Annotated in this window: 28 protein-coding genes; 14 read left to right on the top strand and 14 right to left on the bottom strand. The window is 46.0% G+C overall.

Annotated elements, in window-relative coordinates; translation table 11 throughout:
• Nucleotides 1-153 precede the first annotated feature (153 nt).
• A complete protein-coding gene (locus tag H6F98_RS33950; RefSeq protein ID WP_192217733.1) occupies nucleotides 154-735 on the top strand; it encodes a calcium-binding protein in 582 nt (193 codons plus the stop codon).
• Nucleotides 736-762: 27 nt separating this feature from the next.
• On the opposite strand, the gene H6F98_RS05865 is transcribed toward H6F98_RS33950, so the two are convergent.
• Nucleotides 763-1,029, bottom strand: a complete 267-nt coding sequence (locus tag H6F98_RS05865; RefSeq protein WP_192217732.1) for a hypothetical protein — start codon at nucleotides 1,027-1,029, stop codon at nucleotides 763-765.
• Nucleotides 1,026-1,964, bottom strand: a complete 939-nt coding sequence (locus tag H6F98_RS05860; RefSeq protein ID WP_192217731.1) for an SPFH domain-containing protein — start codon at nucleotides 1,962-1,964, stop codon at nucleotides 1,026-1,028. Before H6F98_RS05860 ends, H6F98_RS05865 begins: the two co-directional genes overlap by 4 nt.
• A gap of 104 nt (nucleotides 1,965-2,068) precedes the next feature.
• On the opposite strand from H6F98_RS05860, the gene H6F98_RS05855 reads away from it, so the two are divergent.
• The 4 genes from H6F98_RS05855 to psb34 all read left to right on the top strand — a co-directional run bounded on the left by H6F98_RS05855 (nucleotide 2,069) and on the right by psb34 (nucleotide 5,046).
• Nucleotides 2,069-2,647, top strand: a complete 579-nt coding sequence (locus tag H6F98_RS05855; protein WP_192217730.1) for a hypothetical protein — start codon at nucleotides 2,069-2,071, stop codon at nucleotides 2,645-2,647.
• A 274-nt stretch (nucleotides 2,648-2,921) separates the two neighbouring features.
• A complete protein-coding gene (locus tag H6F98_RS05850; protein WP_192217729.1) occupies nucleotides 2,922-3,296 on the top strand; it encodes a hypothetical protein in 375 nt (124 codons plus the stop codon).
• 200 nt (nucleotides 3,297-3,496) lie between these two features.
• Nucleotides 3,497-4,714 (top strand): sulfite exporter TauE/SafE family protein, encoded by a 1,218-nt coding sequence (locus tag H6F98_RS05845; protein WP_192217728.1) that lies wholly within the window; start codon nucleotides 3,497-3,499, stop codon nucleotides 4,712-4,714.
• Nucleotides 4,715-4,866: 152 nt separating this feature from the next.
• On the top strand, nucleotides 4,867-5,046 hold the full coding sequence (psb34, locus tag H6F98_RS05840) for a photosystem II assembly protein Psb34 (RefSeq protein WP_192217727.1): 180 nt from the start codon (nucleotides 4,867-4,869) through the stop codon (nucleotides 5,044-5,046).
• 79 nt (nucleotides 5,047-5,125) lie between these two features.
• Here the strand turns inward: psb34 and H6F98_RS05835 are convergent, their stop codons facing one another.
• Entirely contained in the window at nucleotides 5,126-5,947 is an 822-nt protein-coding gene (locus H6F98_RS05835) for a tetratricopeptide repeat protein (protein ID WP_192217726.1), read from the bottom strand.
• A 360-nt stretch (nucleotides 5,948-6,307) separates the two neighbouring features.
• On the opposite strand from H6F98_RS05835, the gene psbP reads away from it, so the two are divergent.
• The 6 genes from psbP to H6F98_RS05805 all read left to right on the top strand — a co-directional run bounded on the left by psbP (nucleotide 6,308) and on the right by H6F98_RS05805 (nucleotide 12,321).
• Nucleotides 6,308-6,847 carry a photosystem II reaction center PsbP gene (psbP, locus tag H6F98_RS05830; protein WP_192217725.1) on the top strand — a complete coding sequence of 180 codons (540 nt, stop codon included), beginning with the start codon at nucleotides 6,308-6,310 and terminating at the stop codon, nucleotides 6,845-6,847.
• A 33-nt stretch (nucleotides 6,848-6,880) separates the two neighbouring features.
• Nucleotides 6,881-7,474, top strand: coding sequence for a nucleoside triphosphate pyrophosphatase (locus H6F98_RS05825; protein WP_192217724.1), 594 nt, complete (start codon nucleotides 6,881-6,883; stop codon nucleotides 7,472-7,474).
• A gap of 118 nt (nucleotides 7,475-7,592) precedes the next feature.
• Nucleotides 7,593-8,021 (top strand): hypothetical protein, encoded by a 429-nt coding sequence (locus H6F98_RS05820; protein WP_192217723.1) that lies wholly within the window; start codon nucleotides 7,593-7,595, stop codon nucleotides 8,019-8,021.
• A gap of 76 nt (nucleotides 8,022-8,097) precedes the next feature.
• Nucleotides 8,098-10,665, top strand: coding sequence for a hypothetical protein (locus H6F98_RS05815; protein ID WP_192217722.1), 2,568 nt, complete (start codon nucleotides 8,098-8,100; stop codon nucleotides 10,663-10,665).
• Between the two features lie 12 nt (nucleotides 10,666-10,677).
• Nucleotides 10,678-11,565, top strand: coding sequence for a hypothetical protein (locus tag H6F98_RS05810; RefSeq protein ID WP_192217721.1), 888 nt, complete (start codon nucleotides 10,678-10,680; stop codon nucleotides 11,563-11,565).
• 18 nt (nucleotides 11,566-11,583) lie between these two features.
• Nucleotides 11,584-12,321, top strand: a complete 738-nt coding sequence (locus tag H6F98_RS05805) for a hypothetical protein (protein WP_192217720.1) — start codon at nucleotides 11,584-11,586, stop codon at nucleotides 12,319-12,321.
• A gap of 64 nt (nucleotides 12,322-12,385) precedes the next feature.
• Here the strand turns inward: H6F98_RS05805 and H6F98_RS05800 are convergent, their stop codons facing one another.
• The 5 genes from H6F98_RS05800 to def form a co-directional block, all read right to left on the bottom strand.
• Entirely contained in the window at nucleotides 12,386-12,784 is a 399-nt protein-coding gene (locus tag H6F98_RS05800; RefSeq protein ID WP_192217719.1) for a response regulator, read from the bottom strand.
• 154 nt (nucleotides 12,785-12,938) lie between these two features.
• Complete coding sequence (locus H6F98_RS05795) at nucleotides 12,939-13,739, bottom strand: Crp/Fnr family transcriptional regulator (protein WP_242058404.1); 801 nt, start codon at nucleotides 13,737-13,739, stop codon at nucleotides 12,939-12,941.
• A 112-nt stretch (nucleotides 13,740-13,851) separates the two neighbouring features.
• The gene (locus H6F98_RS05790; protein WP_192217718.1) at nucleotides 13,852-15,228 is read right to left on the bottom strand and encodes a PrsW family glutamic-type intramembrane protease; all 1,377 of its coding nucleotides are present in this window, start codon (nucleotides 15,226-15,228) and stop codon (nucleotides 13,852-13,854) included.
• Between the two features lie 93 nt (nucleotides 15,229-15,321).
• Nucleotides 15,322-15,519, bottom strand: coding sequence for a hypothetical protein (locus H6F98_RS05785; RefSeq protein ID WP_199348312.1), 198 nt, complete (start codon nucleotides 15,517-15,519; stop codon nucleotides 15,322-15,324).
• Nucleotides 15,520-15,533: 14 nt separating this feature from the next.
• On the bottom strand, nucleotides 15,534-16,100 hold the full coding sequence (def, locus tag H6F98_RS05780) for a peptide deformylase (RefSeq protein WP_192217717.1): 567 nt from the start codon (nucleotides 16,098-16,100) through the stop codon (nucleotides 15,534-15,536).
• A gap of 165 nt (nucleotides 16,101-16,265) precedes the next feature.
• Here def and H6F98_RS05775 point away from each other — a divergent pair, with 165 nt between their 5' ends.
• Nucleotides 16,266-17,168 (top strand): ABC transporter permease, encoded by a 903-nt coding sequence (locus H6F98_RS05775; protein WP_192217716.1) that lies wholly within the window; start codon nucleotides 16,266-16,268, stop codon nucleotides 17,166-17,168.
• A gap of 152 nt (nucleotides 17,169-17,320) precedes the next feature.
• Here the strand turns inward: H6F98_RS05775 and H6F98_RS05770 are convergent, their stop codons facing one another.
• The 4 genes from H6F98_RS05770 to H6F98_RS05755 form a co-directional block, all read right to left on the bottom strand.
• Entirely contained in the window at nucleotides 17,321-17,776 is a 456-nt protein-coding gene (locus tag H6F98_RS05770) for a GNAT family N-acetyltransferase (protein ID WP_192217715.1), read from the bottom strand.
• Between the two features lie 195 nt (nucleotides 17,777-17,971).
• A complete protein-coding gene (locus tag H6F98_RS05765) occupies nucleotides 17,972-18,436 on the bottom strand; it encodes a hypothetical protein (RefSeq protein WP_192217714.1) in 465 nt (154 codons plus the stop codon).
• Entirely contained in the window at nucleotides 18,429-19,487 is a 1,059-nt protein-coding gene (locus tag H6F98_RS05760) for a malate dehydrogenase (RefSeq protein WP_192217713.1), read from the bottom strand. Before H6F98_RS05760 ends, H6F98_RS05765 begins: the two co-directional genes overlap by 8 nt.
• 171 nt (nucleotides 19,488-19,658) lie before the next feature.
• Nucleotides 19,659-21,215 (bottom strand): PAS domain-containing sensor histidine kinase, encoded by a 1,557-nt coding sequence (locus tag H6F98_RS05755; RefSeq protein ID WP_192217712.1) that lies wholly within the window; start codon nucleotides 21,213-21,215, stop codon nucleotides 19,659-19,661.
• A gap of 246 nt (nucleotides 21,216-21,461) precedes the next feature.
• Here H6F98_RS05755 and H6F98_RS05750 point away from each other — a divergent pair, with 246 nt between their 5' ends.
• A complete protein-coding gene (locus H6F98_RS05750; protein ID WP_313929797.1) occupies nucleotides 21,462-22,304 on the top strand; it encodes a protein-glutamate O-methyltransferase CheR in 843 nt (280 codons plus the stop codon).
• Nucleotides 22,305-22,321: 17 nt separating this feature from the next.
• Here H6F98_RS05750 and H6F98_RS05745 read toward each other — a convergent pair whose 3' ends face one another.
• A complete protein-coding gene (locus tag H6F98_RS05745; protein WP_192217711.1) occupies nucleotides 22,322-22,711 on the bottom strand; it encodes a RidA family protein in 390 nt (129 codons plus the stop codon).
• A 207-nt stretch (nucleotides 22,712-22,918) separates the two neighbouring features.
• On the opposite strand from H6F98_RS05745, the gene H6F98_RS33075 reads away from it, so the two are divergent.
• Nucleotides 22,919-23,077 (top strand): hypothetical protein, encoded by a 159-nt coding sequence (locus H6F98_RS33075; protein WP_206759641.1) that lies wholly within the window; start codon nucleotides 22,919-22,921, stop codon nucleotides 23,075-23,077.
• A gap of 20 nt (nucleotides 23,078-23,097) precedes the next feature.
• On the opposite strand, the gene H6F98_RS05740 is transcribed toward H6F98_RS33075, so the two are convergent.
• Nucleotides 23,098-24,231 (bottom strand): alkene reductase, encoded by a 1,134-nt coding sequence (locus tag H6F98_RS05740; protein ID WP_192217710.1) that lies wholly within the window; start codon nucleotides 24,229-24,231, stop codon nucleotides 23,098-23,100.
• Nucleotides 24,232-24,238 lie beyond the last annotated feature (7 nt).

Below are 24,238 nucleotides of genomic sequence, written 5' to 3'. Positions count from 1 at the left end.
TCCACGATGATGTCTATCTTTAAAAGCTTATTGGCTAAAGTCGGTGCATTTCCGTAAATATCTAGATGACTCTTGTAGTTAGGAAGAGATGTCTTTTATCAAACCAACTTGGTTAGCGTCTGCACACTACTAGAAATTTAGGGAAACTCAACAATGGCAATCTACTATGGAACACTCGGAAACGATTTCTGGCAGCTAAGCATTGATACCCCCTTGGCGTATGGTCGTACTGGTAACGATACGTTGTACGGCAGTGATGGCAGTGAGGATACCCTGTACGGCAACAGGGGAAATGATACCTTGTTCGGGAATGATGGCGATGATTCTCTTTTTGGAGGGTATGGCTCTGATACTTTGTACGGGGGTGCTGGTGCTGATGAGCTTTATGGCGGTGCTGGCAATGACTACCTAATTGGTTATGGTGGCGGTACCAATCCAGAGTTTGATTTTGACACTCTAGAAGGAGGTACGGGAGCAGACACGTTTGTTCTCGGTGAGGGCTTTGCTTTCTATACAAGTCCAGCGACAGATGAATTCGCTAGGATTGTAGACTTTAGTCGAGCAGAAGGCGATAAAATTCAAGTCTTTGGCAGCATTAGTGACTACTCTCTTGAGTTGGGCATTTTCGGAGAGACACAAATTAGCTACCAAGGTAATTTGATTGGTGTTGTGGAAAATGTAACTAATCTCAGCTTGCAGCTAGACTTCACCTTTACGGGCTTCAACTTTGTCTAGACCATTCGGCGCGTGTTGACTTGCAATCTACTCTAAGAGGGGGGGTTGCACTGAGTTGGGGCGTGGAATGTCTTCTGGCGTTTCTTCCGGTTCTGGGGTAGATTTTGACTGAGTGGGAAGTTGCGATCGCTTATTGTGCTTATTCTCTTTCAACCGCCCTGCCTTATGCGCCGCTTGTGTCAATAGATACTCAATCTGAGCATTCACACTCCTCAACTCATCAGCCGACCATCTCTCTAGTGTTTCATATAGCTTCGGGTCTAGACGCAGCAAGAACCGTTTCTTCTTGCTCATGTATAAAGGCTACCCGTATTCACCACAGGCTGTGTGTTCTGATCAGAGGTTAAAACCACCAGCAGGTTGTTTATCATAGCGGCTTTGCGTTCCTCATCCAAGTCAACGATTTGCTGTTCGCTTATGCGCTTGAGTGCTTCATCCACCATCCCGACTGCACCCTCCACAATCTGCCGTCGTGCATCAATGATTGCCCGCGCTTGCTGACGACGCAACATTACTTGGGCAATTTCGGGCGCATAAGCAAGGTGCGAAAGTCTCGCCTCCAACACTTCGACTCCTGCAACTTCAAGTCGCGCTTGCAATTCTTTCTGGAGAAACAGCGCTATTTCGTCGGGAATTCCTCGTAGGGAAGATATAGAAGATTCATCAGGAGCATCATAAGGATAGCGGATTGCCAAGGCTCGAATCGCTGTCTCGCTCTGGATAGCAATAAATTCTTCGTAATCATCGACATCAAATTTAGACTTGGCTGAGTCTACTACCTGCCATACCACCACAGCCGCAATCTCAATCGGACTGCCTTGAGCATCATTAACTTTTAGTAGCTTGCTATTAAAGTTGCGAACCCGCAGAGAAACCCTGCGTCTCGTGGTAAAGGGATTAGTCCACCAAAATCCCGCCTCCTTAACAGTACCGACGTAACGTCCCAAAAACACAAGCACGACTGATTCATTTGGCTCAACGGTAAAGAACCCCGACACAGACGGAATTACCACTACTAGCAGTATTGCTCCTAACCAGGCACCCAACTCGGCTGCTAATTCGTCCCCTAAGAAAAAATCTGCTACTCTGATGCCTCTTCCTAATACGGCTTCCAACCCTTGGATGGTTGACCAAGCCAACCATCCCCCAAAAACGGCTATGGCTAGTATGACGATAAGAGCGACAAAACCGTTGACTTTAGACGCGGGAATTTCTTTAATCCGTTCCATAATCTACTCCTACAAGGGCAAGTCATTTGAGCCAAAATGATATCATCATAGTATCAACTACAAGCTGACTTGGCTCTAGCCCATTCGGGTGAATTGATAAATTGATGTTGACGACTCTAGAACTACGCTGGTTTTCTCAGGGCACACTACCAACAGAGGTGGAACACTGGTTTCTTGCTGATAGTCCCGGTGAATTACTGGGTTCACCAGAAGAACGGGAAGACCTATATCTCTACACGCCAGAGTGCGACTATCTCAATATCAAACTGCGGCAGGGGCGTTTAGAAGTGAAGTGGCGGAAAGCCCAGTTAGGTAGCTTGGAATTTGGTGAGGCTTCCAGTGCTACCTGGCAAGGGAACGTTGAAAAATGGCTGAAGTGGATTTGTGACGACCCAGAGCAAGAAAGTATTATGCCAGTGGATGTCGTTGGGACAAAAGCGTGGATTGCGGTGAAGAAAACGCGATCGCAACGCCTTTATCAAGGCATCGGTTATGAACTTACTCAGCTTAGGGTGAATAACAATGACTGGTGGAGTGTTGCTTTTGAGGTTGCAGAGAAAAACGCTAACCAAATCCAGCATTTTGAGAATGTTGTCCGCTTAGTAAGCCAAACCTACCGAAGTCCCAAGCTAGTCGCTAAAAATTCTTACGCTTATCCTAAGTGGCTTGCTCTTGTGGCATAGACACTCTAGGTAAAATTTAAAATTTAATGCAATATCAAAGGGAATTGATATCAGTTGTTTTTTAGCTACTAACAACGAATAGTAATTTTGGATGTCTCCTATTGATTAACTATCTATAGAGTGAGGAAAATGTAAACAATTGATAATACGCTATGGCAAGAGCTTTTGCTTAGAACCAGGAAAGCTGGTTCATGTTCGTAAGGGCTAACAACCAACAGGCGAGAGAGTGCGATCGCTACTTTCAGTTCTTGACAAGTGACATAAGGTTGACGCCATGCTCAGGAACATCAGCAATAAGAAAGGGAAGCTACAGCATAAGCGCAAAGCTACTCCTCAAGGGTTATTCACCAAGTCAGTCGCTCAAGTTCGAGAGGAAACTGAAAGGAAACTGGGAACCTCAAACCAAGAGATTGAGGATCAGCTTTACAATCTGAAAGCTGCCAAAGAAATTGAGAACCTGATTGAGCAGGTGATAGATGGTCGGAAAAATAGCCGCCAATCAGTTCCGAACGACTTAACTCAAAGGGATATTGCAACGATCAGGTATTTAGCTGGAGTTTATGGGCTTACAGATGTTACCGAAGCTAAATTGATCGCCTTTGTCAGAGACGTGAAAGCTGTACTAATGCCCAGGCACAAACAACGATAAGAAAAACTTCTTCAGCATCAAAAACAATTCAATCCCTAGGTGAGAAACCCCCCAATCACCAATTCCCCATTCCCAAAGAAAGTTTGACAGCTTGTCTTTTGACAAACGCGATCGCATTTCCTACAATCCCTGAGGAAATTCAGAAGAAATCCCTCTTCAAGCTGTCTGCTTCAAGCATCACCTGGGATAAACCAAGCATTATGTTTCTAGACCTTCTACTCATAACGGCTCTAGGATTCCTAGGGAGTTTTGGTCACTGTGTTGGAATGTGTGGCCCCCTCACTGTCGCTTTTTCCTTATCCCAGCCGCAAGACAACCAAAAATGGTTAGCCTTTCGTTTTCACGTTTTGCTAAACCTAGGGCGAATCCTTAGCTATGCGTTAGTAGGTGCAGGAATTGGTGCGTTGGGTTCTGTGGTACTAGCTGGGGGGCAATTAGCGGGAATAGGCAGTGCCTTACGTCAGGGAATGGCAATTCTTACTGGCATCATGCTGATTTGGTTTGGCTTAGTACAGATTAAACCGGACTTCCTCCCGCGTGTCCCAATATTGCACCCACTGACCCAAAGTAACTTACATCAACGCCTCAGTACAGCGATGAGCAAGCTTTCCGCCAAACCCCACTGGTGGACACCTGCGCTTTTGGGTAGCGTTTGGGGCTTGATTCCTTGTGGTTTTCTGTATGCCGCTCAAATTAAGGCTGCGGAAACCGGAAATCTCTGGCTGGGAACGGCAACGATGCTGGCGTTTGGCTTGGGTACGATGCCAATGATGTTGGGTGTGGGGGTGTCAGCATCTAAACTCAGTGCAGATAAACGCAGTCAGTTGTTTCGCTTAGGAGGCTGGGTAACACTTAGCATCGGTATCCTAACGCTGCTGCGAACAGGTGACATGGTGGATTATACAGGTCACGCCGCCTTGATTTTGTTGATGCTGGCGCTGATTGCTCGTCCGATTAGCCGCTTCTGGGTACAACCATCACGCTATCGCCGTGCTTTGGGAGTTGGTGCCTATGTCCTAGCACTGGCTCATACAGGTCATATGCTAGACCATACATTGCAGTGGAATGTGGATGCGTTTTTCTTCATGGTGCCAATGCAGCAATGCGCGATCGCATCTGGCATATTGGCACTAGTACTCATGACACCAGCCGCGTTCACTAGTTTTGACCGCCTTCAGAAGAGTTTAGGCAAACGTTGGCGATACATTCACCTGCTATCTGTTCCCGCTTTAGTCCTTGCAGCGATTCATACGGTGCTGATTGGTTCTCACTACCTGGGTCAGTTAGAAGGTGGATGGGACAATAAAGTGATGAGTGCGATCGCATCACTTCTTGTCATTGGAGTGTTGTTAGTGCGATCGCGTTGGCTTTGGTCAATATTGTCTTTAGAAAAATTCTACGTCCCACCTAAATGCTAAGTAAGCTGCCAGTTTGACAGCAAAGAATTGGGCAAACTTCAGATGATCGCACAGGGGGGTATGAAAAAATGCAACAATTTATTACGATAAGGAGAGAGTGTTATGCAAGGTTTTTGTAACATTTACTTTAAATAGCAAAAAGGTTTTCATTCATGCCATTTACTGAAGAAGAAGGCGGGCTGATCAATAACTTCGCCCCAGAGACAAAGACTTACCATGCCGAGCCTCCAACGAAAGCCCAACAGCGAAACTACATTTTGCTGGGTATGGCAGCGCTGGTATTGATTGGCGGCTTGCTGTTCGTGGCTTACTCAGCATCTAGCGTTAGCTAAGTGAGTAGGTGCGATCGCTTAAATTTCCCAACTACGAGCAATCCTGACAAGGAAAAACTAGATTGAGCCAGAGTGTCAGTTATTGTTGAATTGTTCTAATCGCATTCAGGACACTCTGGTAGTTTGTTGTTCTACCTTGTTCTTGGAAAAGCGCAGCGGCTTGCTGCAAGTCTTTTATAGCTGGCTCAGTCTGTTCAAGATTAAAGTGGGATAAGCCTCGGTTGTAAAATGCCTCTCCAAACGTCGGTTGAATCCGAATGGCTTCTGTGTAATCTGCGATAGCGGCTTGATGCTCTTTAAGCCGATTACGAGTTAGCCCCCGATTGTAATAAGCCATGGCGTTGTCCGGGTTAATCTTCAAGGCTTGCTCATAGTCTGCGATCGCTTTTTGATGCTCTCCGAGTTCATCGTGAGCATTGCCTCGGCTAACATAAGCTGTGTCATTCTTAGGATTCATTTCAATTGCTTTGGTGCAATCTGCGATCGCTTCTCGGTAATTCTTCAAAACATACTGAGCATAACCTCGGTTACTGTAAGCTTGGTCAAAGTCAGGTTTAATCCGGATCGCAGCGCTGTAATCCGAGATTGCTTTATCATAATTGCCTAAACTGTGGTATGCATAACCGCGATTGTAGTAGGTATCAGCGTCATTAGCGTCGAGTTGTATCGCCTGTTCAAAGCTTGCGATCGCACCTCGATAATCCCCAGAATCTAATTTATCGACCCCTTGGTTATACAACTCCACAGCCCTTGCTTGGTTATTCTCAGCTTGAGCCGTCATTAGCCAAGAAGAACGTGGTGCGGTGCCTCCATCGGGGAGTTGAGCGTGGACAGGAGAGACAAGTCCAGCCAGTACCGTAGTAAACCCCACAATAGCGATCATTCGATAAGTCTGGTTCATAATTTTCCTCCAAGGCAGCGTAGAAACCGGGTAGTAGCTCAATAATTAGACCGGAAACGTGAAAGAATTATCAGTCCTTCTCTTCCTAAATTAGCGCCCTGATCGGGGGTAATGGGTAGATGATTTAGATGAAGATTTGAATCGGAAGCAAGTACTCCAAGAAGAGTTTGAGTGTTCAATCTCTTGTTTTACTCGATAAATCCTTGGTTAGGGGAGGCGTGTGAACAAGAAGAATACAGGAGTTGCAGGAGTTCAGATGAACTCCTTTCAACCGCTATGAAAAAGTAATATCCATCGGCTTCCCCTCTTTAGTAACCTAAAGATGAGACAATAAAGCCATTGGATTGAAGGAAGAGGGAGATGCTCAAAAGAATCGCTGTACTCCTAATGCTGGTAGTAAGCCTGAGTCTTTATGGCTGCAATACTGGTATCAGCGGGCTAAAAAGCTATGTAGACAGCATTGATGGCTATGAGTTTCTGTACCCCAACGGCTGGTTACCCGTAAAAGTGAGTGACGGCCCGGATGTTGTATTCCATGACATCATTGAGACTTCTGAAAATGTCAGTGTTGTAGTCGGCTCAATTCCTGAAGGTCAAACTCTAGCAGATTTAGGAACACCAGGAGAAGTTGGTTACAAATTGCAAAAAAATGCGATCGCACCACCCGATTCAGGTCGTGAAGCAGAATTAGTCAACGCCGAAGCCCGTGAGTCGGGTGACAAGACGTATTATCTTCTGGAGTACACCGTTAAACTTCCCAATCAAAGACGACACAACCTCGCCAGTGTAGCCGTCAGTCGTGGCAAACTCTACACGTTCAATGCGTCTACAACCGAACAACGCTGGGGTAAGATGCAGAAGGTGATTAATCAAGTCGTTAAATCATTTTCCGTGTATTGAAGCTCTGCACGTAGATAATAAAACCAAAATGGCATGGGTGTTCCAACCTTTGTATTAGCCTCGGCTTCACCAGCGCGTAGACGCTTGTTGCAAAATGCAGGAATTGAGCCAGTCGTTCGCCAGAGTGACTTTGATGAATCTCAAGTTCAGCTAAGTGACCCAGTACCTTTGGTTGAGACTTTAGCACTACGCAAAGCCCAAACCGTTGCAAACCAGCTTAGTGACGCTTTGGTGCTAGGCTGTGATTCAGTTTTGAGCGTAGGCGGTGAAATTCATGGGAAACCCGCTAATCCAGAAGAAGCGATCGCACGTTGGCAGCAGATGCGAGGGACTGTTGGCGTTCTCTACACAGGTCATGCTCTGATTGATCTGTCTCAGGATAAAACCTTGGTACGCTGTGGGATTACAAAAGTGTACTTTGCCAATGTCAGTGATCATGCGATCGCCGCTTACGTTGCTACCAGAGAACCCCTCAATTGTGCTGGCTGCTTCGCTCTAGAAGGTCGAGGTGGACTTTTCGTTGAAAAACTAGAAGGCTGCCATAGCAATGTCATTGGTCTTAGCCTACCGCTTTTGCGTCAGATGCTTAGTGAGCTAGGATACGATGTCACTGACTTTTGGCAATGAACTCAGTCCAGTAGTGCTTACGTTAACTTTTTGAAGGTTAAGCTGAGCTTTGGTATATTCAAGAGACTTCTGGGCTAATATTCGAGCTAACTGTACAGCTTGAGGCAAGCGTAACCTTATGGCAATCAGTGACGACTTCAAAGAGAAACTCAAGGCAGGACAAATTATTGATGCCCTCACCCTGGCATTAGGTGAAGCCGTTGAGTTAGAAATTACTACCTGGGTATCCTCAGAGACAGAGACTTCAAGCGAGACAGACCAGCCAACAGCCAATTGTCGAATGCGTACTCGTATTAATATCGTTGATGGTGACATCGAAAACGAAGTTGGCAGCCAGTTTATTGGTAATGGCCCCTACACAGAACTTCGGCAATTTCACATGGAGCAGGTTCTAGAAGGACGCAAAATTATTCAGAATAATTTAGAAAACATCCAACAACTGTTTACGGTTTTGACAAACACCATTAACAAGCTACCGTCAAACTCACGCCGTATTGAGCCAGGAAATTCTGTCCTCCCACCCTCAACACAGGACAACTTGCCGTAAAAATTGAAGTAAGTGAGATTATCATCTTTGCAGTGTCTTTGTCAGTAAACTGCCTGACTTCGGTGGAATTACTATTATGGCGTTGAGCGATGACTTCAGAGAACAACTCAAGGCAGGCAACATTACTGAGGCTCTTGCCTTAGCACTTAGTGAAGCTGTTGAGTTAAAAATTACCACTTGGGTTGCTTCAGCAGAGGATGATGAGGCAGATAAGGCAAAACCCGGTCATCGCCTACGGACTCGTATCAACCTGATTGAGGGTGATATCGAAAATGAGATTGGTGATCAGTTCCTCAATGATGGTCGATATAAAGAACTACACCAGTTTCATCTTGAGCAGGTTGCTGAAGGTAACAAGATTATTCACAACAACCTGAAGAGCCTACAAAAGCTTTTTGAGGCTTTGGTTGCCCTGCGTTACCAACAAGAAGCTCCTCCTAGCATTGAACTGGACTCACCTCCTTTTGAGAATGAGCTTTTAGCACCTTCTGATGCTGTTACTGATACGAGTGTGGTTATCGAACCTCCAGAATCAGTAGTTGAGGATTCTATGGTGATTCCTCACACGGTAACGGATGAAGAGATTATTGACACAGGTGGGGTCATCAATCCTCCAGAATCGGTTGTTGAGGATACTGTTTTTCCCAACACACCCATCGAAGAGCCTAGTGATGCAGAGTTAGACATTGCGCTGCCATTAGTAGTTGAGGATTCGGCTGTTATTACAAACACAGCAACTGAAGAGGAATCCGCTACACCACCTTTACCTGTTGAAGAACAAAGTTCCTCCTCAACAACATCAGTAGATAGCACAATTGACTCAGAGTCAGAAACAGATGAGGATAATTGGGATGACTCTGTCTTGGATTTACTAGAGTCTTTGCGTGTAGTGTCGCTATCTGATGAACACTCATCAAACGTAGAGCTGGGTGAGGACTGGGAAAGCTTTGTTGAACAAGAACTAGAGTCAGAACCTACCGCCTTAGATTCTCAAGAGAACCCGGACTGGGGAATTTTCACTTTAGAAGATTTAGAGTTACCTCCAACCTCACCAGCCGCAAATATCGAAGCCTCAGACTCAAAAACTGATGAAGATTGGGGAGACTTAGTTGAACTTGAGGCTGAACCAGTTACCTTAGAAGCCTCAGTAAGCCAGGAGGTAGAAGTTTTCAGTCTTGATGATTTTGAGTCACCTCCAACTTCCCCCGTACTAAATATTGAGGCTCCAGACGCGGAAATTGATGATGAAGACTGGGGAGACTTAGTTGAAATTGAGCCTGAACCAACTACCTCAGAAGCCTCAGCAACCCAGGCGGTAGAAGTTCTAATCTTTGATGATTTCGACTCGCCGCCAACTTCACCAACACCAAATATTGAGGCTCCAGACGAGGAAATCGATGAAGATTGGGGAGACTTAGTTGAACCTGAGTCTGAACCAACTACCTTAGAAGCACCAGCAACCCAGGCGGTAGAAGTTCTCGCATTTGATGATTTCGACTCGCCGCCAACTTTACCAACACCAAATATTGAGGCACCAGACGAAGAAATTGATGAAGATTGGGGAGACTTAGTTGAAATTGAGCCTGAACCAGCTACCTCAGAAGCTCCAGCAACCCCGGAGGTAGAAGTTGTCTCCTTTGAGGATTTTGACCCATCAACTTCACCCGTACCAAATATTGAGGCTCCAGACGCGGAAATTGATGATGAGGATTGGGGAGATTTGGATGAACCTGAGTCTGAACCAGCTACCTCAGAAGCTCCAGCAACCCCGGAGGTAGAAGTTGTCTCCTTTGAGGATTTTGACCCATCAAATTCACCAGCCACAAACATTGAAGCTCCAGACGCGGAACCAAATATTGAGGCTCCAGACGCGGAAATTGATGATGAAGATTGGGGAGACTTAGTTGAACCTGAGTCTGAACCAGCTACCTCAGAAACACCAGCAACCCAGGAGGTAGAAGTTGTCTCCTTTGAGGATTTTGACCCATCAACTTCACCCGTACCAAATATTGAGACTCCAGACGCGGAAATTGATGATGAGGATTGGGGTGACTTGATTGAACCCGAACCTACGCCAGAACCAGATCAGCCTATTCCTAGCTTGGATTCGTTAAATCTGGAAGAGGATGAGGCGTGGGATGAGTGGGTGGTAGAAGAACCAGAGTCTATACCTGATATACCCGTGGCTGATATGGAGTCATTGGATTTGGGAGAGGATGAAGATTGGGGTGATTTAGAGGAAGACACCGATCCGTTTGCTGCGCCTTCAGCGTTGGATGAGTTGCTACCGGACGTGGACATTAATGAAGACTGGGATGAGTTTTCGGCACAAGAGCTAGAACCCTATTCAGCCAATCCAGATCCAGATAGTGAGTTTGACTTGTCTCAGTCGTTAGATGATCTAACTCTTGAAGAGTCGGCTTCCTCTGCAACTGAGGACATTGATTTAAGCGAAAGCCTTGATACAGATTCCTCTACAGAACAACGTGTGTTTGAAGAGTCAGATGACTTTCTCCAGGGAATAACTGAACCGCAAGAGGATTCAGCTATCGACCCCATAGATGCGTTGTTTGAAGACGATGAGCCGAAGTCTGTAGAAAAAAGAGTGCCACCACCCCATCGCTTTCCAAACCAAAACAATTAAACACTAAGGAGCATGACAGCTTTGACCAATACCAGAAACCGCAACAGAAACGAATTGTCAGACTTATCAGCACCAAGCAGCAGACCTGTTCCTCCTAGTTTAGGTAGAACCCTGAATGAATTTTTGCAGTCTCTGGGTGAAGTTCTTGTTGACATCACGGCCTTAGAGGTCAACACGATGGTTGTGGCGCAAATTACTGGGGACAAGTTTATTGCTTGGGAAGCTTATCGGGATATTTATGCAATATCTCAGGACTATCTTGCACAACAGGAAATCCATGAGTCATTACGCGATCGCTATCTTGAGTTACGCAAAAATCTGGAACTAGAGTACACATTGCTCCTGACTAACCCAACCTCTGAATTTTATGACCCAAGCGTCCTGGATTCAGCACGAGGAAATGGTCAAATTCTTACCGACCCAACGGTAGAAATGCATGACATCCAAACACGACTGCCAGACCCTGTTCAACCCACTAGCCCTGAAGATATTCTAAAGGCGCAAAAAGTTTTGGCTGATAGTCATTTCTTACGCAGCTTGCGGAAGATTAGTGAACTAAAAGCCGCACTGGATAATCGCAACAAAGCGCTCCTGAAAAAGCAAGCTGAGCAAGAAGGCTATATCAAATCAGAAGTTCTGCAAAAGGCAGTGACAACTGATATGATTTACGCCCAAACGGTCATTCAGCTAGATGGAGATATCATCAACCGTTACTCTCAAGAAATTTTTGACCATCCTCATCGAGACACAATCTTACTAATCCACAAAGAAGGTGTCCTCGCTGGTGAAAGGCAGTGGCGCGGACTATTAGAATTTATCATCAATCTCGTGCAAGGTTCACTTCAACGAGCTTCTAGCAGAGAATTTCTTCCTTGGAATTCACAAAAACAAAAAGGGTAAGGATAGAGTTTTCCTCCCGTGCCGCATCCTCTCCGCCAAAAACACTCCCAAAAGGTTCCTAACAACAACGGTCTGAATTTAGATCCGTACATTCAAGTTGATAAAGAACAAATCACTCGTAAGCGTGTGCTGTTCCACGGCATTCACTTTCATCTAGATAAAGACATTCTCACAAGCATTCAACAAGCTCAAGAAACAGGTCGCCCCCTTGAGATTTCCCGCCAATTTCTAGCAGATTTGCGCTACTACGCCCTGATTGATGGCAAAAGCCGTTTACAGTCTGGATTGACCTTCTGTACCTACTATCTGCGAGGAGGTGTCGAGGAGGCACTGATGCGAAGTGTTATCTCAACTGATGGCGATATTATTCATCAGATTAAGAGCGACTGTCTAGAACGTCCCAAATTTTGCTATACGATTGCCTCAGCTCACTATTGGCTAATTGATCAATTACTAAGTCAATTGCGATTGAGGGTATTACTAAAGGTCAATCTGTTATCTTGGGCGCTATCTATACTGATTACTGCGGGAACGGTGATTCCTTACATACAGCAACTAATGCAGAGTAGTCCTTGGATGCTGTTGGCACCTGTAGTGATGTCTTGGTTCTTGCAAGTAGGTTTAAAGCGGCTACTGATGTTGTTATTACCAAGTGTTGGTCGCTGGGCTTTACGTCAACTCCTTGCCCGTTTGCTCTCACAATCGCTTTTAGACAAAAAGATTGCCAAGGGTATTTTGGCATGGTTAGTACCTTGAAAAAAAAGGTTGAAATTGATTCATGGCATGAATTAATTCGTGAAAACCGAACAATAAGTTGGTTCTAGATTGGGCAAAGACGGTGTAGAAGATTCATCAACTGTTCTCCATCTTCTAAATAAGTCACGTACTCGCTTTCACCCACCTTAATGTCCTTGCCTTCCATATCCTCGCCGTACCGCTCAGCCATGACGACAATCGGCGTGTTGCTGGGGAGTTCCGCGCCTTGACGGATACGCCGCCCCATGTTAACAAATTCGTCTATCGGCAGCTTGATTTGGTTGAGCAAAATCAGGTCAGGATGATCGCGTACACCACGCGCTATGGCGATCGCGTCTTCTTCCTCTAACGCCATAAGCACGCGGTAGCCCCAGTTGTAGAGGTTTTGCTTCAGGAGTGGGCGTGTGTCGTCATCCAGTTCGATCATCAGGATTGTCGGTGGCGTATCTTTTTTCTCGTTCATTTGTTCTCCATTTCCTCCTCTCCAAAAACGTGACTTGCAGACAGACTGAGGAGAAGAGGAATCATGCAGCCTGAATAGACTTAAGCAATTAGACGGACAGGCTCAGAGAAACTGCTTCATTTCTGCCGCACGACACAAAGGAAGAACCATCTGATTATCTATCTCTGTCCTTTGCTCCGAGCAAGCGATCATATTCCTCTCTAAGAACCCTGAAACACTCACACGAAGACGCTTCCAGCCCTCTCTGATCCAGGATTGTGACCTTACCTCGCTGGTACCGGATCAGACCGTTCTCCTGAAGCTTTTGGGCAGCTTGGGTGACACCAGCACGGCGTACACCCAGCATGTGGGAGATGAACTCATGCGTAAGCTTAAGCTCAACCGAGTCAGTGCGGTCTTGAGCTTCGAGCAGCCAGCGTGCTAAGCGTTGGTCTAGATTGTGGAGGCTGTTGCAGCCTGTAGTTTGCGAGATCTGGGCGATCAGGGCTTGGGTGTAGCGCAGCATCACGTCACGCAGATCCTTGTTGCGGTCAAACTCCTCCAGCAGCAGTTGTGCATCCACTTTGATTGCGCTGCCAGCCATCTGTACGATATATTCTGTCTGCGTGGTTTCCCTTCCGCCCATGAAGGCATTGACACCGAGTACCTCCCTGTTGCCGATCAGACCCGCCTCAGACGTGGAGCCATCATTCATCGTGACGGTGATCGAGAGAAGGCAACCAGTAGGGAAATAGAGAGACTCGATAGTCTCACCAGGATGGTGGAGTATCGTGCCCAGTTCCAGCGAAACTTGCTTCAGGTTGGGGGCAAGCTTCTTGTATAGCTCACGGGGTAGAAGGGTAAGTAGGCGGTTTCCAGTAGTCATGTGGAAAAGTCTTGAACTCGTAGACGAGTCATTAAATTTTTTGCGCCAACTAATTTTTGCGTAGCAAAAATTAGTTGGCGCAAACTTCATTTCTGTCACTGTGCAAAAATTTGATTGAGCCTCAATTGTATCAACGATTCCTTCCCAGACTGTTCATACGATTTAAGCCTACTCTGAACAGACAAGGCTGGTTGTGCGATCGCTAATTTCCAGAAAAGCGGGTGGCAAAGTTTTGCGATCTCGTTGGGGAAAGTGCCCTTGCCTTGAGGATTGCAGAGGCGAGGAAAGCATAGGACAAAACACCAACGACAGCTAAGAGCAAAGGACTAACATATCCCGTTGCATTCCATAAAGCATGAAGTGTTGCTGCACAGAGATAGCCGACACTCAGAATTCGCCAACGCTTACTCGGCTTGAGGATGCTCAACCCAATAAAATATCCCAAATAGCCACTGTATGCCATGTGCCCTACAACTGAGCCAAGAATCCGAGGAATCAACAACTGTAGTCCCAACAGTTGCCCCTCACCTGCTTGCAGGGTGACATTATTCATTATTTCCGGGACGTATTGCCCTAGCGTTTCCAGCAGAGTAAAGCCAACAGCCGATGCTGCCCCTAACAATATTCCATCCAAGGGTTCCCAGACACCAATCCGTTCTCGCCAAGGGGAAGAGAAAAGCATTCCCAGGAAATATGCCCCCAGCACTGGTAATGCCTTGAGCAACTCTTCCATCAACCCCGCCCCAAAAAACATCCGAACAAATAACGAGGCTGCGCTAACTACTTCCCCTTCATTTGGCAGCTTTCCAGGCAAAATATCCCGGAAAATGAGGATAAATAGCGGCAGGATTGGACCAACGAGGATGAGACTGGTACACAACGCACAAGCGATCAACACCCACAACGGTTTAGACTTGCCGCAGAGTTGGTAGACAAAGAAAAAAGCTGCTCCTGACAGATACGTTGCCAGCAGCAGATTAAAGACAGCCGATTGACCAACGGCAGCAAACATCAACACAACAAACACTACCGTGAGGATGCCTGGTATCAAGAACGCTTTCTGAGTTAAGTCACGTCCGGTTGAAGCGAGAGGAAATAGTTGGGTAAAGGTAACAGAGTCAGGTTTTTGATAACTAGCCGCACCAGCCGAGATTAGAGGTGTTTTCCCCGCTGCCGTGAGATTATAAGGGGTTGGTGGAGGTGTGAGTGGTACAGGATTGTAGTGTGGACACTCGAAGATAAATTCTGGGCCACCCTGACCTAACTCAATGCGATCGCCCGGTTGTAATTTATGACAACCTTTTAAGTACTGCCCATTAATATAGGTGCCATTCGCACTACTGAGGTCGCAAATTTCCCAATGCGCCAAGCCATTTCTCAAAGAATGGAGTGGGCGAATCACAGCATGACGCCGCGATACGATCGTGTACTGATGTGGCTCTAAGATAATTTGACAGCTAGGGTCGCGTCCAATCACCATTTCTTGCTCATCGGATAGAGCATAGGGCGGCAGGAGCAACCCTACTACATTACCAGTAGATAGCTGTCGCAGAAATCCACGATAAACCTGACCTGTCATAATTGGTTGTTGGCTATCTGTTATTTGGTTTTAGTTGTGGGTTATTTGTTAACTCTCCAACCAACAACAGTTAACTCGCCAACCAAATACAAACTACTGATTGGCTCTAGCATCACGGACTGCCGCGTAGAACATTAATCCAGTCAAAGGGATGCTAGCGGCTAGGATAATCCCAGTCGTTAGCGTCCCCAACTGCGGGTTTCCCGAAGACAGCTCAAAAATCGAACCAACGGCTGCGATCGCGGCTACACAGGAACTCATCAAAAACAGACCGCTTTTCGGAGTCATCATAGTTCCTGGTTGCCTTATTCAGTAAAGGGTTTAACAGCTTGTGCAGAGAAGCCGTGCTTTTTCAGTTCCTGTGCCAAAACTAAGCCATTTTGCACACGATCTACGAACATTACCCCATTGAGGTGATCCATCTCATGCTGAATGGCACGGGATAATAGCCCTGTTGCCTTCAGCGTTTGAGGGCGTCCATTCTCGTCTTTATATGCCACTTCAACTTCATCTGGACGGGTGACATCCAAGTAGACACCTGGAATACTCAGACAACCTTCCTGAGCATCACATAGAGCGCGACCAAAGCGCTTAATCACTGGGTTAATGAGGACTAATGGGTGTTGTTCTGGCTTGTCAGGCTCACAGTCAATCACGATGACTTGCTTATTGACACCCACCTGTGGCGCAGCAAGACCAATACCATCAGCACTATACATGGTTTGTAGCATTTCTTGTGCCAACTGGCGGATGCTTTGGTCAACCTTGGCAACGCGCTTGGCAGGCTGACGCAAAACGCGATCGCCTAGATAATGAAGCTCTAAAGGAGGGTTTTCTAATTTTTTCTTTTCGACAACAACTTGAGCAGTCATGGCTGAAGACTCGTGAATAAGCTAGGTTTTTGACAATTGAGTTCTTAATTACTACTTTAACAGTTCCATCCGTTTGAAATTCGGGGGATTCCCCACCAAAAGAGAGCGCTTGATGCGATTATGAATGAGCAATTATTGACGCGCTTCTGGGCATAGACGTAGAGGATGTTCCAATTTCTAACTAAACTCGATTATCTCTTGCGCGAGACACTCATCGGCTTGCAGCGTGGGGGTTGGATGAATTGGGCGGCAGTGAGTACCGTCACGGTTTTATTGTTTCTCTTTGGGATGAGTGTGCAAGCTTCTTGGAGGTTAGAGGGGTTGCTGAATCAGTTCGGCAGTCAGGTAGAGGTTTCTGTGTATCTCGATCCTGGAGAACGGTTAGAAAAAGTAATACCCGTAGTGCAGGAACTGCCCCAAGTGACTGAAGTCAAAATAATTTCTAAAGAACAAGCTTGGGCATCTTTAGTTCAGGAACTGGGAATATCTGATATTGCAGGTGCAACTGCACAGTTAGAAGGTAATCCACTGGTGGATGAATTGAAGGTGAAGGCAAGGAACCAAAAGGATGTCCCGACTCTTGCCCAACAACTCGCCAAGATACCAGGAATTGATGATGTTCAGTATATGGATGAGGCCCTGAAGCGAATGCAAGAACTCAATCAGGGTTTAGGTTGGGTGAGTCTAACAATTACCAGCCTTTTGAGCCTGACAGCGATTGGCGTAATTACAACAACGATACGCCTAATTGTGATGGCGCGGCGGCGCGAAATTGAGATTATGCAACTCGTTGGGGCAACCACAGCTTGGATTTATCTGCCGTTTATTTTGCAAGGCATTACCTTTGGTGTTGTTGGCGCTCTGATCGCTTGGTTTTTAATTACCAGTGTCTTGCAGTTTATTGCCAAGTTGCTTGCCACTAGCCCCGATTTCATCCAATTTCTCGCTGGAGGCGTACAACCCAACCCAATCCAACTACTCCTACTGCCATTACTGCTTCTCACTCTTGGTGGTTCAGTCGGTTTAATGGGAAGCTTGTTTGCTGTACGTCGATTTGCCTCACGGTAAGTTGCCTTTGCATCTAAAGGGAAAAGGGAAAGGGTGAAAGGTAAAAGGAATAGACCTGCTATTTTTATTTTCCTGGAGTGACAAAAGAGCGTTAGTCACTTAACTCTACGCCTCTCACCTGTATCCTTCATCGTGCAGTGTTAGGCTGTAACTTACAGATCCCTAGTCATGAAAACACTGTTTGGATCTTCCTTATATGTAGAAAAAGGCGCGCAGTGCTTAAAGCCGTATTTCGCATATAAATTGCGTGCCGGAGCAAAAAATGGCATTGAGCCAGTTTCCAGACTGATACGTTGATAACCTTGTCGCTTCGCTTCTTTCAAAATGTGCTGAAGTAGCATTGATGCAACGCCTTTCCCTCGATATGAGACACACGTTCGCATCGACTTAATTTCAGCATTGTCTGCGTCTAATTTTTTAATTGCTCCACAACCTATTAAGCAGCCCTCATCCCAAACCGTCCAAAATGTAATTTCTGGTTTTCTCAACCCTTCTAAATCCAGGGCGTGCTTACTTTCTGGAGGCGAAACAGACTTCATTTCTCTTATATGCTCCTCAAGAAATTCAGCAATCTCAGAGCCACAAAGATCATCAATCTTTATTTCCATTTATCGGTTCGCTTTTGCTATGACCACATCAAGCTCAAGGGCAAAAATCAGTGTTTGTAGAGGACTCGAAACGTATACAACTGCTCGAACTCAACCGACTAACTTTTATGTTATGGTGCAGCGCTGTGTTAGATGGCTGGCTCTACTCGTTAAAACTGATTACGATACAGCCTTACCAAAACTCCTTACCCTACACTAAACTGCCATCACTGACATTGCTACATCCAGCAAGGTATTGTGTTCGCGTAGCGTCTCAATTACCTGTTCTACTGCTGGTGTAACTCCAGTAAGCAACATCGTCTGGCTATCCTCACTCTGGGAGACGATTTCTGTTTGCACATCAGAGGCTTCCCAAGCGGTATCCGTACCTGACACTCGGACTACTGCGATCGCACGGAGTTCTGGAGATGAATAATCATAGCAGTTCACTTCCTGCACGGCTGACAAGCGTCCCAAAACCCGCAACAGCATATCCTTCTTGTACTCGGTTGCCCGAAAGCTCAGGACAATCCGACCTCCATCTGTGCCTGCTAACGTTATCCCACTCCCCAAAATTGTCTCTAGTGAGACACCCCGATTCGAGAATACTCCCGCCGCTGCTGTTAGTGCGCCTGGTTTATCTTGAGCTTTGATTACAAATACCCAGCGCTCTTCAGCCATTCTTACTCCACTCCTGAATTTTGGATTTTATGCGATCGCTTGTTTGTTTGAGCAGTAAGGCTTCATCCTCCCACAACTCGATTGGCACAACCTGAGTCCACCCCATCGGTGTGACGATAATTGGGACTCCAATAGAAGTATGGATATCGTAAAACTCGCCATCAACGCGCACCTGTCCCGACACGACAATTTCCCGTCCATCTAGGAGGCTACGCACCAAGTCCACCGTAGCGTTAGCTGTAGCAGCGAGGGTTCTTGCGCCAGACATCTGTGTGACATAAGGTTTAAGCACTACACGCAAATCGGGTGGCAAACGGTCAACATACTCAAACGCTTCACGGATCTGTTCTGAGTGGAGATAATCAAGGAGAATTTGCTTTTCCTTGCTCACTTCATCAGCAAATTGAGAAATCTGACGTTCTCTTTGCAGACGTTTGAGGGTAGCTTGCAACTCCTCCTCATCCATGCCATGAATCTGCACACTACTCCAGAGTGGCACCAAGCCTTCACCGTGTTCTCCCACAACGAACCCTTGTACCAACTGCCGTCGTACACCGATATCATTCGCAATTTCCCGCCGAAAGCGCAAGCTATCCGAGTATGCGCCAATGCCAATCACACGATGTCGTCCCAAGTAGTGACTGAAAACTTCCACGGCTAACTCTACCGGATTCGTTACAACCAAGATAATTTCATGACCATGACCATATTGCTTAATTGCCTTGGCGTAGCTATGAAATAGAGGTAAGTTGCTTTGTGCTAAGTCGTCTCGTGAACTTGCTTTACTGCTTGTCATCGTGACACCAGCACTCATCACAATCACATCACCCACAACCTCTTCTGGGTGCAAAGCGACATCCAGTTCCGGTGCAATCTCAGCGTAGGCGTCAGTTAAGTCACTACGCAGTCCATACAGAATTTGAGAACTTTTTCCTTCTGCTCTCCCAACTAACTGTAGTCGTTCAGTGGGAGAAAGCACTCGAAAGTCCAGTAACTGGGCAACGATTTCACGCCCACAGCCTCCACTAGCGCCAATGATGGAAACGTCCATTTTGCTTGGTTGCCCTCTCGTTCTTTTTTAGGATGGTGATTGAGCCAGTGCAATGAGATTTTAAGCCTGCACCGTTCTTGTAGAAGTTTGTCTTGAGCAAAAAGGTGGCAGGTTAGGTTATTGATTCAATTGCGTTGTTCAACATCTACTCCCTTCCCGCTGTAAGATTACCTATTGCAAATCCTGTCCCCTTCCCCAATCACCAGTCCCCAGTCCCCCGTCGTTATTGGTATTCTTCTGCCGGGAAGGGAGTAAGTTCACCTTCTTACTCTTCCCTGGTCGGTGATTCAGTGGCAAAGTAACTATAAACGTTGTGCCAAGGTTCTCTTCACTCTCTACAGCGATTTCTCCTCCCTGCGCGATCGCACACTCTTTGGCAATCAACAATCCCAAACCGCTTCCTGGAACTTTGCCTACATTACTACCCCGGTATAACGCCTGAAACAAAAACTTTTGGTCTTGTTGAGGAATGCCAATTCCTGAATCTTGAATGTGAAAAACTACTTGTCCTTTTTCACAAGTTATGCTTAGCCTTATCTCACTACCTTTAGGTGAATACTTAATCGCATTGAGTAGTAAATTTTTGAGAATGCGCCGTAGCAGTTTTTCATCCCAGATACCTGAGGCTTGATAGTCATTAATCAAAGTAACTTTGTGTTCTTTTCCCTCATCCTCTTGTAGCTCAGCAATCAACCTACGGCAAAATTCATTTAAATCAACTAAAGATGGATTCACACCTATTGTTCCAGCTTCTATTTTCCCCATCAAAAGGAGGTCATCCAATAGTTGATTTATCCGTCTGACGTTTACTTTTATATGCTGGAGATAAGTCTGTTTTTTCTCCTCAGTTCCTTGGCGAGTATTATTTTCGATTAAGTCAGCACAAGCGAAAATAGTATTGAGTGGGTTGCGTAGTTCATGGGTTGTGACATAAAACAATTGAGATTTAAGCTTACTAAATTCCTCGTCTTTTGCTTGTGCTTCAGTCGTTGTCACGGCTGAGTGTTTGTACTCTGTGACATCCAAGGATTCACTCAGTGACACAGCAGAAGAGGTGATGTCGCTTCTTCCCCTTGACTCAAGCGAAGACGGAACACAAACCGTTGTTGCTCCTCGGTTTTCATCCGTAAAGTCTTGCATCCGCCAGCACAAGCTTACTACTTGATTTTGCAAATCCTGTACAGGTGTAACTGTGAATGAGGCGATAAAGTCAGCTTGCTGCCTATGCTGAATGGGAACAAGCCAATTTTTGATTGACTTGCCTCTAGAAAGCTGATTTAACTGCGAGTAGAAGTTATGACGTTCTTCTGCCGCCACAAAAATAGCAAGGGGTTTGCCAGCAAGACTAACAGAAGGAACCTTGAGCAACTCAACAGCAGCTTGATTGGCTTCAAGAATTACCCCTTCTTTGGTCGTTATTAGATAGCCATCTGGAACCAGTTCAAATAGTTGTTGATAGCGCTGACGTTCAGCTTCTATTTCCCTGTTAATTTGAGCTAATTCATCATTTTGTTGCTGAAGTTCCTCAACAACAACTCGCAACTCTTCTAGAGAAGAAGTAAGTTCTTCTAAACTCTCCCAAAGTAGTTCTTGTGGCTGAGTTGGCAGGTCATCTGTTTGTCGCAATCCCTGTGGGGAGGATTTTGGCAAATTATCTGCCCGTTGCCACAGTTTTTCAAGGCGCCGCAAGGACAGAGTAATCTGTTCGTCAAAAATCTTATTGGTCATAGGTAGAACGCCTCAGATTCTTTTGAGAGTGTAGTAGATGCTGTTAGTAACTTAGAAACCTTTTTTTGAGCTTCTGCCTAAGCGTCAGCGAACTGTTGCTTGTCGGTATTGTGTTAAGTCTAAGTTGAATTAACGTTATCCTAATCTGAAAATAGCAGGTGAGGCAGGGGAGAAAACTTTTAATTGTTTAATTAATTACCTGGGTTGCCAATTGAGTCGTGCAGGGGAAGATTTCAGGAGAGTGTTGTGAGTGATGAGCAAGATTTAGCATTTGAGGCGTTACTCAACTATCTTAAGCATTCTCGCAGGTTTGATTTTACAGGTTATAAACGCCCTAGCCTGATGCGCTTGACGAAAAAGCGGATGCAGCGAGTCGGGATTGACTCCTTTAATAATTACCAAGACTATTTAGAAGCCAATAGCCTTGAAGTCAATCACCTGTTTGATGCACTGTTACTCAATGTCACGACTTTCTTTCGAGATCCATCGGCTTGGGAATGCATAGCCAAAGAGATAGTCCCACGGATTCTTGAAGCTAAGCCAAACAATGAACTAATCCGAGTCTGGAGTGCTGGCTGCGCGACTGGTGAAGAAGCCTACACGATCGCAATTATCCTTGCCGAAGCGTTAGGAGAAGAGGAATTCCGAAGACGGGTGAAAATCTACGCGACCGATTTAGATGAAGAATCGGTTGCCCATGGTCGTCTTGCTGCCTATAGTAGTCGAGAATTGCGAGATGTTCCCGACGAACTGATCAATAAGTACTTCGACCAATCGAAAACTGTTTGTACCTTCCGTAGTGACTTGCGGCGCGGTGTGATTTTTGGTCGCCACAATTTGGTTCAAGACCCTCCGATTAGTCGTTTAGATTTGCTGATCTGCCGCAATACTCTAATGTATTTGAATGCAGAAACACAGGCACAAGTCCTTGCCCGCTTCTACTTTGCCCTCAATGACACTGGTTTTCTTCTTGTAGGCAAAGCGGAGATGCTACTAACCTACACTAATCTCTTTACGCCATTTAAGCTTAAGTATCGGATTTTTGCGAAACTACCGAAGGGGAAGTTACGCGATCGCCTTTTAGTATGATTTTTTGTATCTGGTTTTCACGAACCACAGTAAACAATTAAGTCAATTTCCACATCACCCAAACCAGCAAGACCGACAACGCCAATTGTTGTCCGACTGGGCAAGTGACCTGCTTCAAAGTAAGTTGGATAAATTTCATTAACTGTCTCTATATAGCGCAAGTCAGTAATAAAAATCCGTGCCATAACTACCTGATTCAACGTAGCTCCAGCGTGTTCCAATACTAACTTCAAGTTGTCCATCACCCGCCTCACTTGTTGGTCTATTAGACCCGCTACTATTTCACCCGATTCGGGATCTTCTGACAATTGCCCCGTGACAAACAAAAAATCACCCGCTCTCACCGCATGGGGAAAAGGGCCAGCAGGAGGAAGGGTATTATTTGGCAAAGTAATGTATTCGATCACACTATTACCTCTTGTTCAGGGGAGTGGAGAAGACTGGCAATAGAATCTTACAGTGGAAAGGGAGTAAATTCAGTCCATGACGCAGGCATCTCCATCCTGGCGTTACCCGCTTCTGATATTTCGGTAATTTCTGAAAAACAAATTACCAGATAAGCAAAGATGCTCCTATACAATGACGAGTTAAGGAGCAAGTCTTTGGAGCTATCGATGCAGGAGAATCGCCTTAGTCCATCTCAAATAGAGGTTCTGCGGTTAGCTGCCTCCAAAATGCGTGGCGCACAACGACGCAACTTTCAGGCGGAAATAGCATTGAAATACTGTTGTTGCCTAAATGGGACATCCTCATTCGCCCCGCCTGATGGGTAAGTTCTTTAGTGGAAATCAGCTTAAGCGCTCTGAAGTTCAAGTGATGGGTAATCAATGTAACCCCGCTCATCCCCACCGTAGAAGGTTGAGCGATCTGGGGTGTTCAATGGAGCATTGAGCGCAAAGCGTTCTGGCAAGTCAGGATTGGCGATGAACAGTCTGCCATAAGCCACTAAATCTGCATCCCCAGCCGCTAGAACTGCATTTCCTTGTTCACGATCATAGCCACCAGCAGAGATGATAGTTCCTGTAAAGATTGGACGGAAGTACCGCGCTGCTAAACCGACTTCTTTGTCATTGAGGTTGCCAATATCTTTAGCCCAGCGCTTGAGAGCATCTGCATCGGCTCTTGGTTCTACGAGATGAAGATAAGCTAGACCAAAGCGATTAAGGGCAGATGCTACATAGCTGAATAATGCGGCTGGATTCGAGTCATACATACTATTAAATGTACCCGTGGGCGAGAGGCGCACTCCCACACGTTCCGCTCCCCAAACGCTTGTCATGGCTTCAGTGACTTCCAACAGGAGTCGAGCGCGATTTTCAATGGAACCACCATATTGATCGGTGCGCTGATTCGATCCATCTTGGAGAAACTGATCCAATAAATAACCGTTGGCACTATGAATCTCTACGCCGTCAAACCCAGCGGCTAGAGCGTTTTCTGCTCCTTGACGGTATTGTTCAACAATTTCCGGAATCTCATCTATCTGCAACGCACGGGGAGTTACAAAAGGTTGTTGCCCTTCATACGTTGATGCTTCACCTTCAGGTGCGATCGCACTTGGTGCAACGGGTAGCGCACCATCCGGTTGCAGTGAAGGGTGCGAAATCCGCCCAACGTGCCATAGTTGCAGGAAAATTCGTCCTCCACGCTCATGCACGGCGTTAGTCACTAATCGCCAGCCTTCCACTTGTTCTTGTGAGTAAATTCCTGGAGTGCTAGGATAGCCCAAACCCTGCGGTGAAACTTGAGAGGCTTCGGTGATAATCAATCCAGCCGATGCGCGTTGAGCGTAATAATTAGCATTCAACGCTCCTGGGACATTTCCTGCTCCCGCACGATTACGAGTTAAGGGTGCCATCACAAGGCGATTGCGAAGCTCATAGGGACCAACTTTAACAGGCGATAGCAAATTAACTTCGTTACTCATGGGTTGA

Origin of the sequence: Microcoleus sp. FACHB-SPT15 (genome assembly GCF_014849525.1) — a bacterium.
Taxonomy (GTDB): Bacteria; Cyanobacteriota; Cyanobacteriia; order Cyanobacteriales; family Coleofasciculaceae; genus Symplocastrum; species Symplocastrum torsivum.
This window is presented reverse-complemented; position numbering and strand designations above follow the sequence as displayed.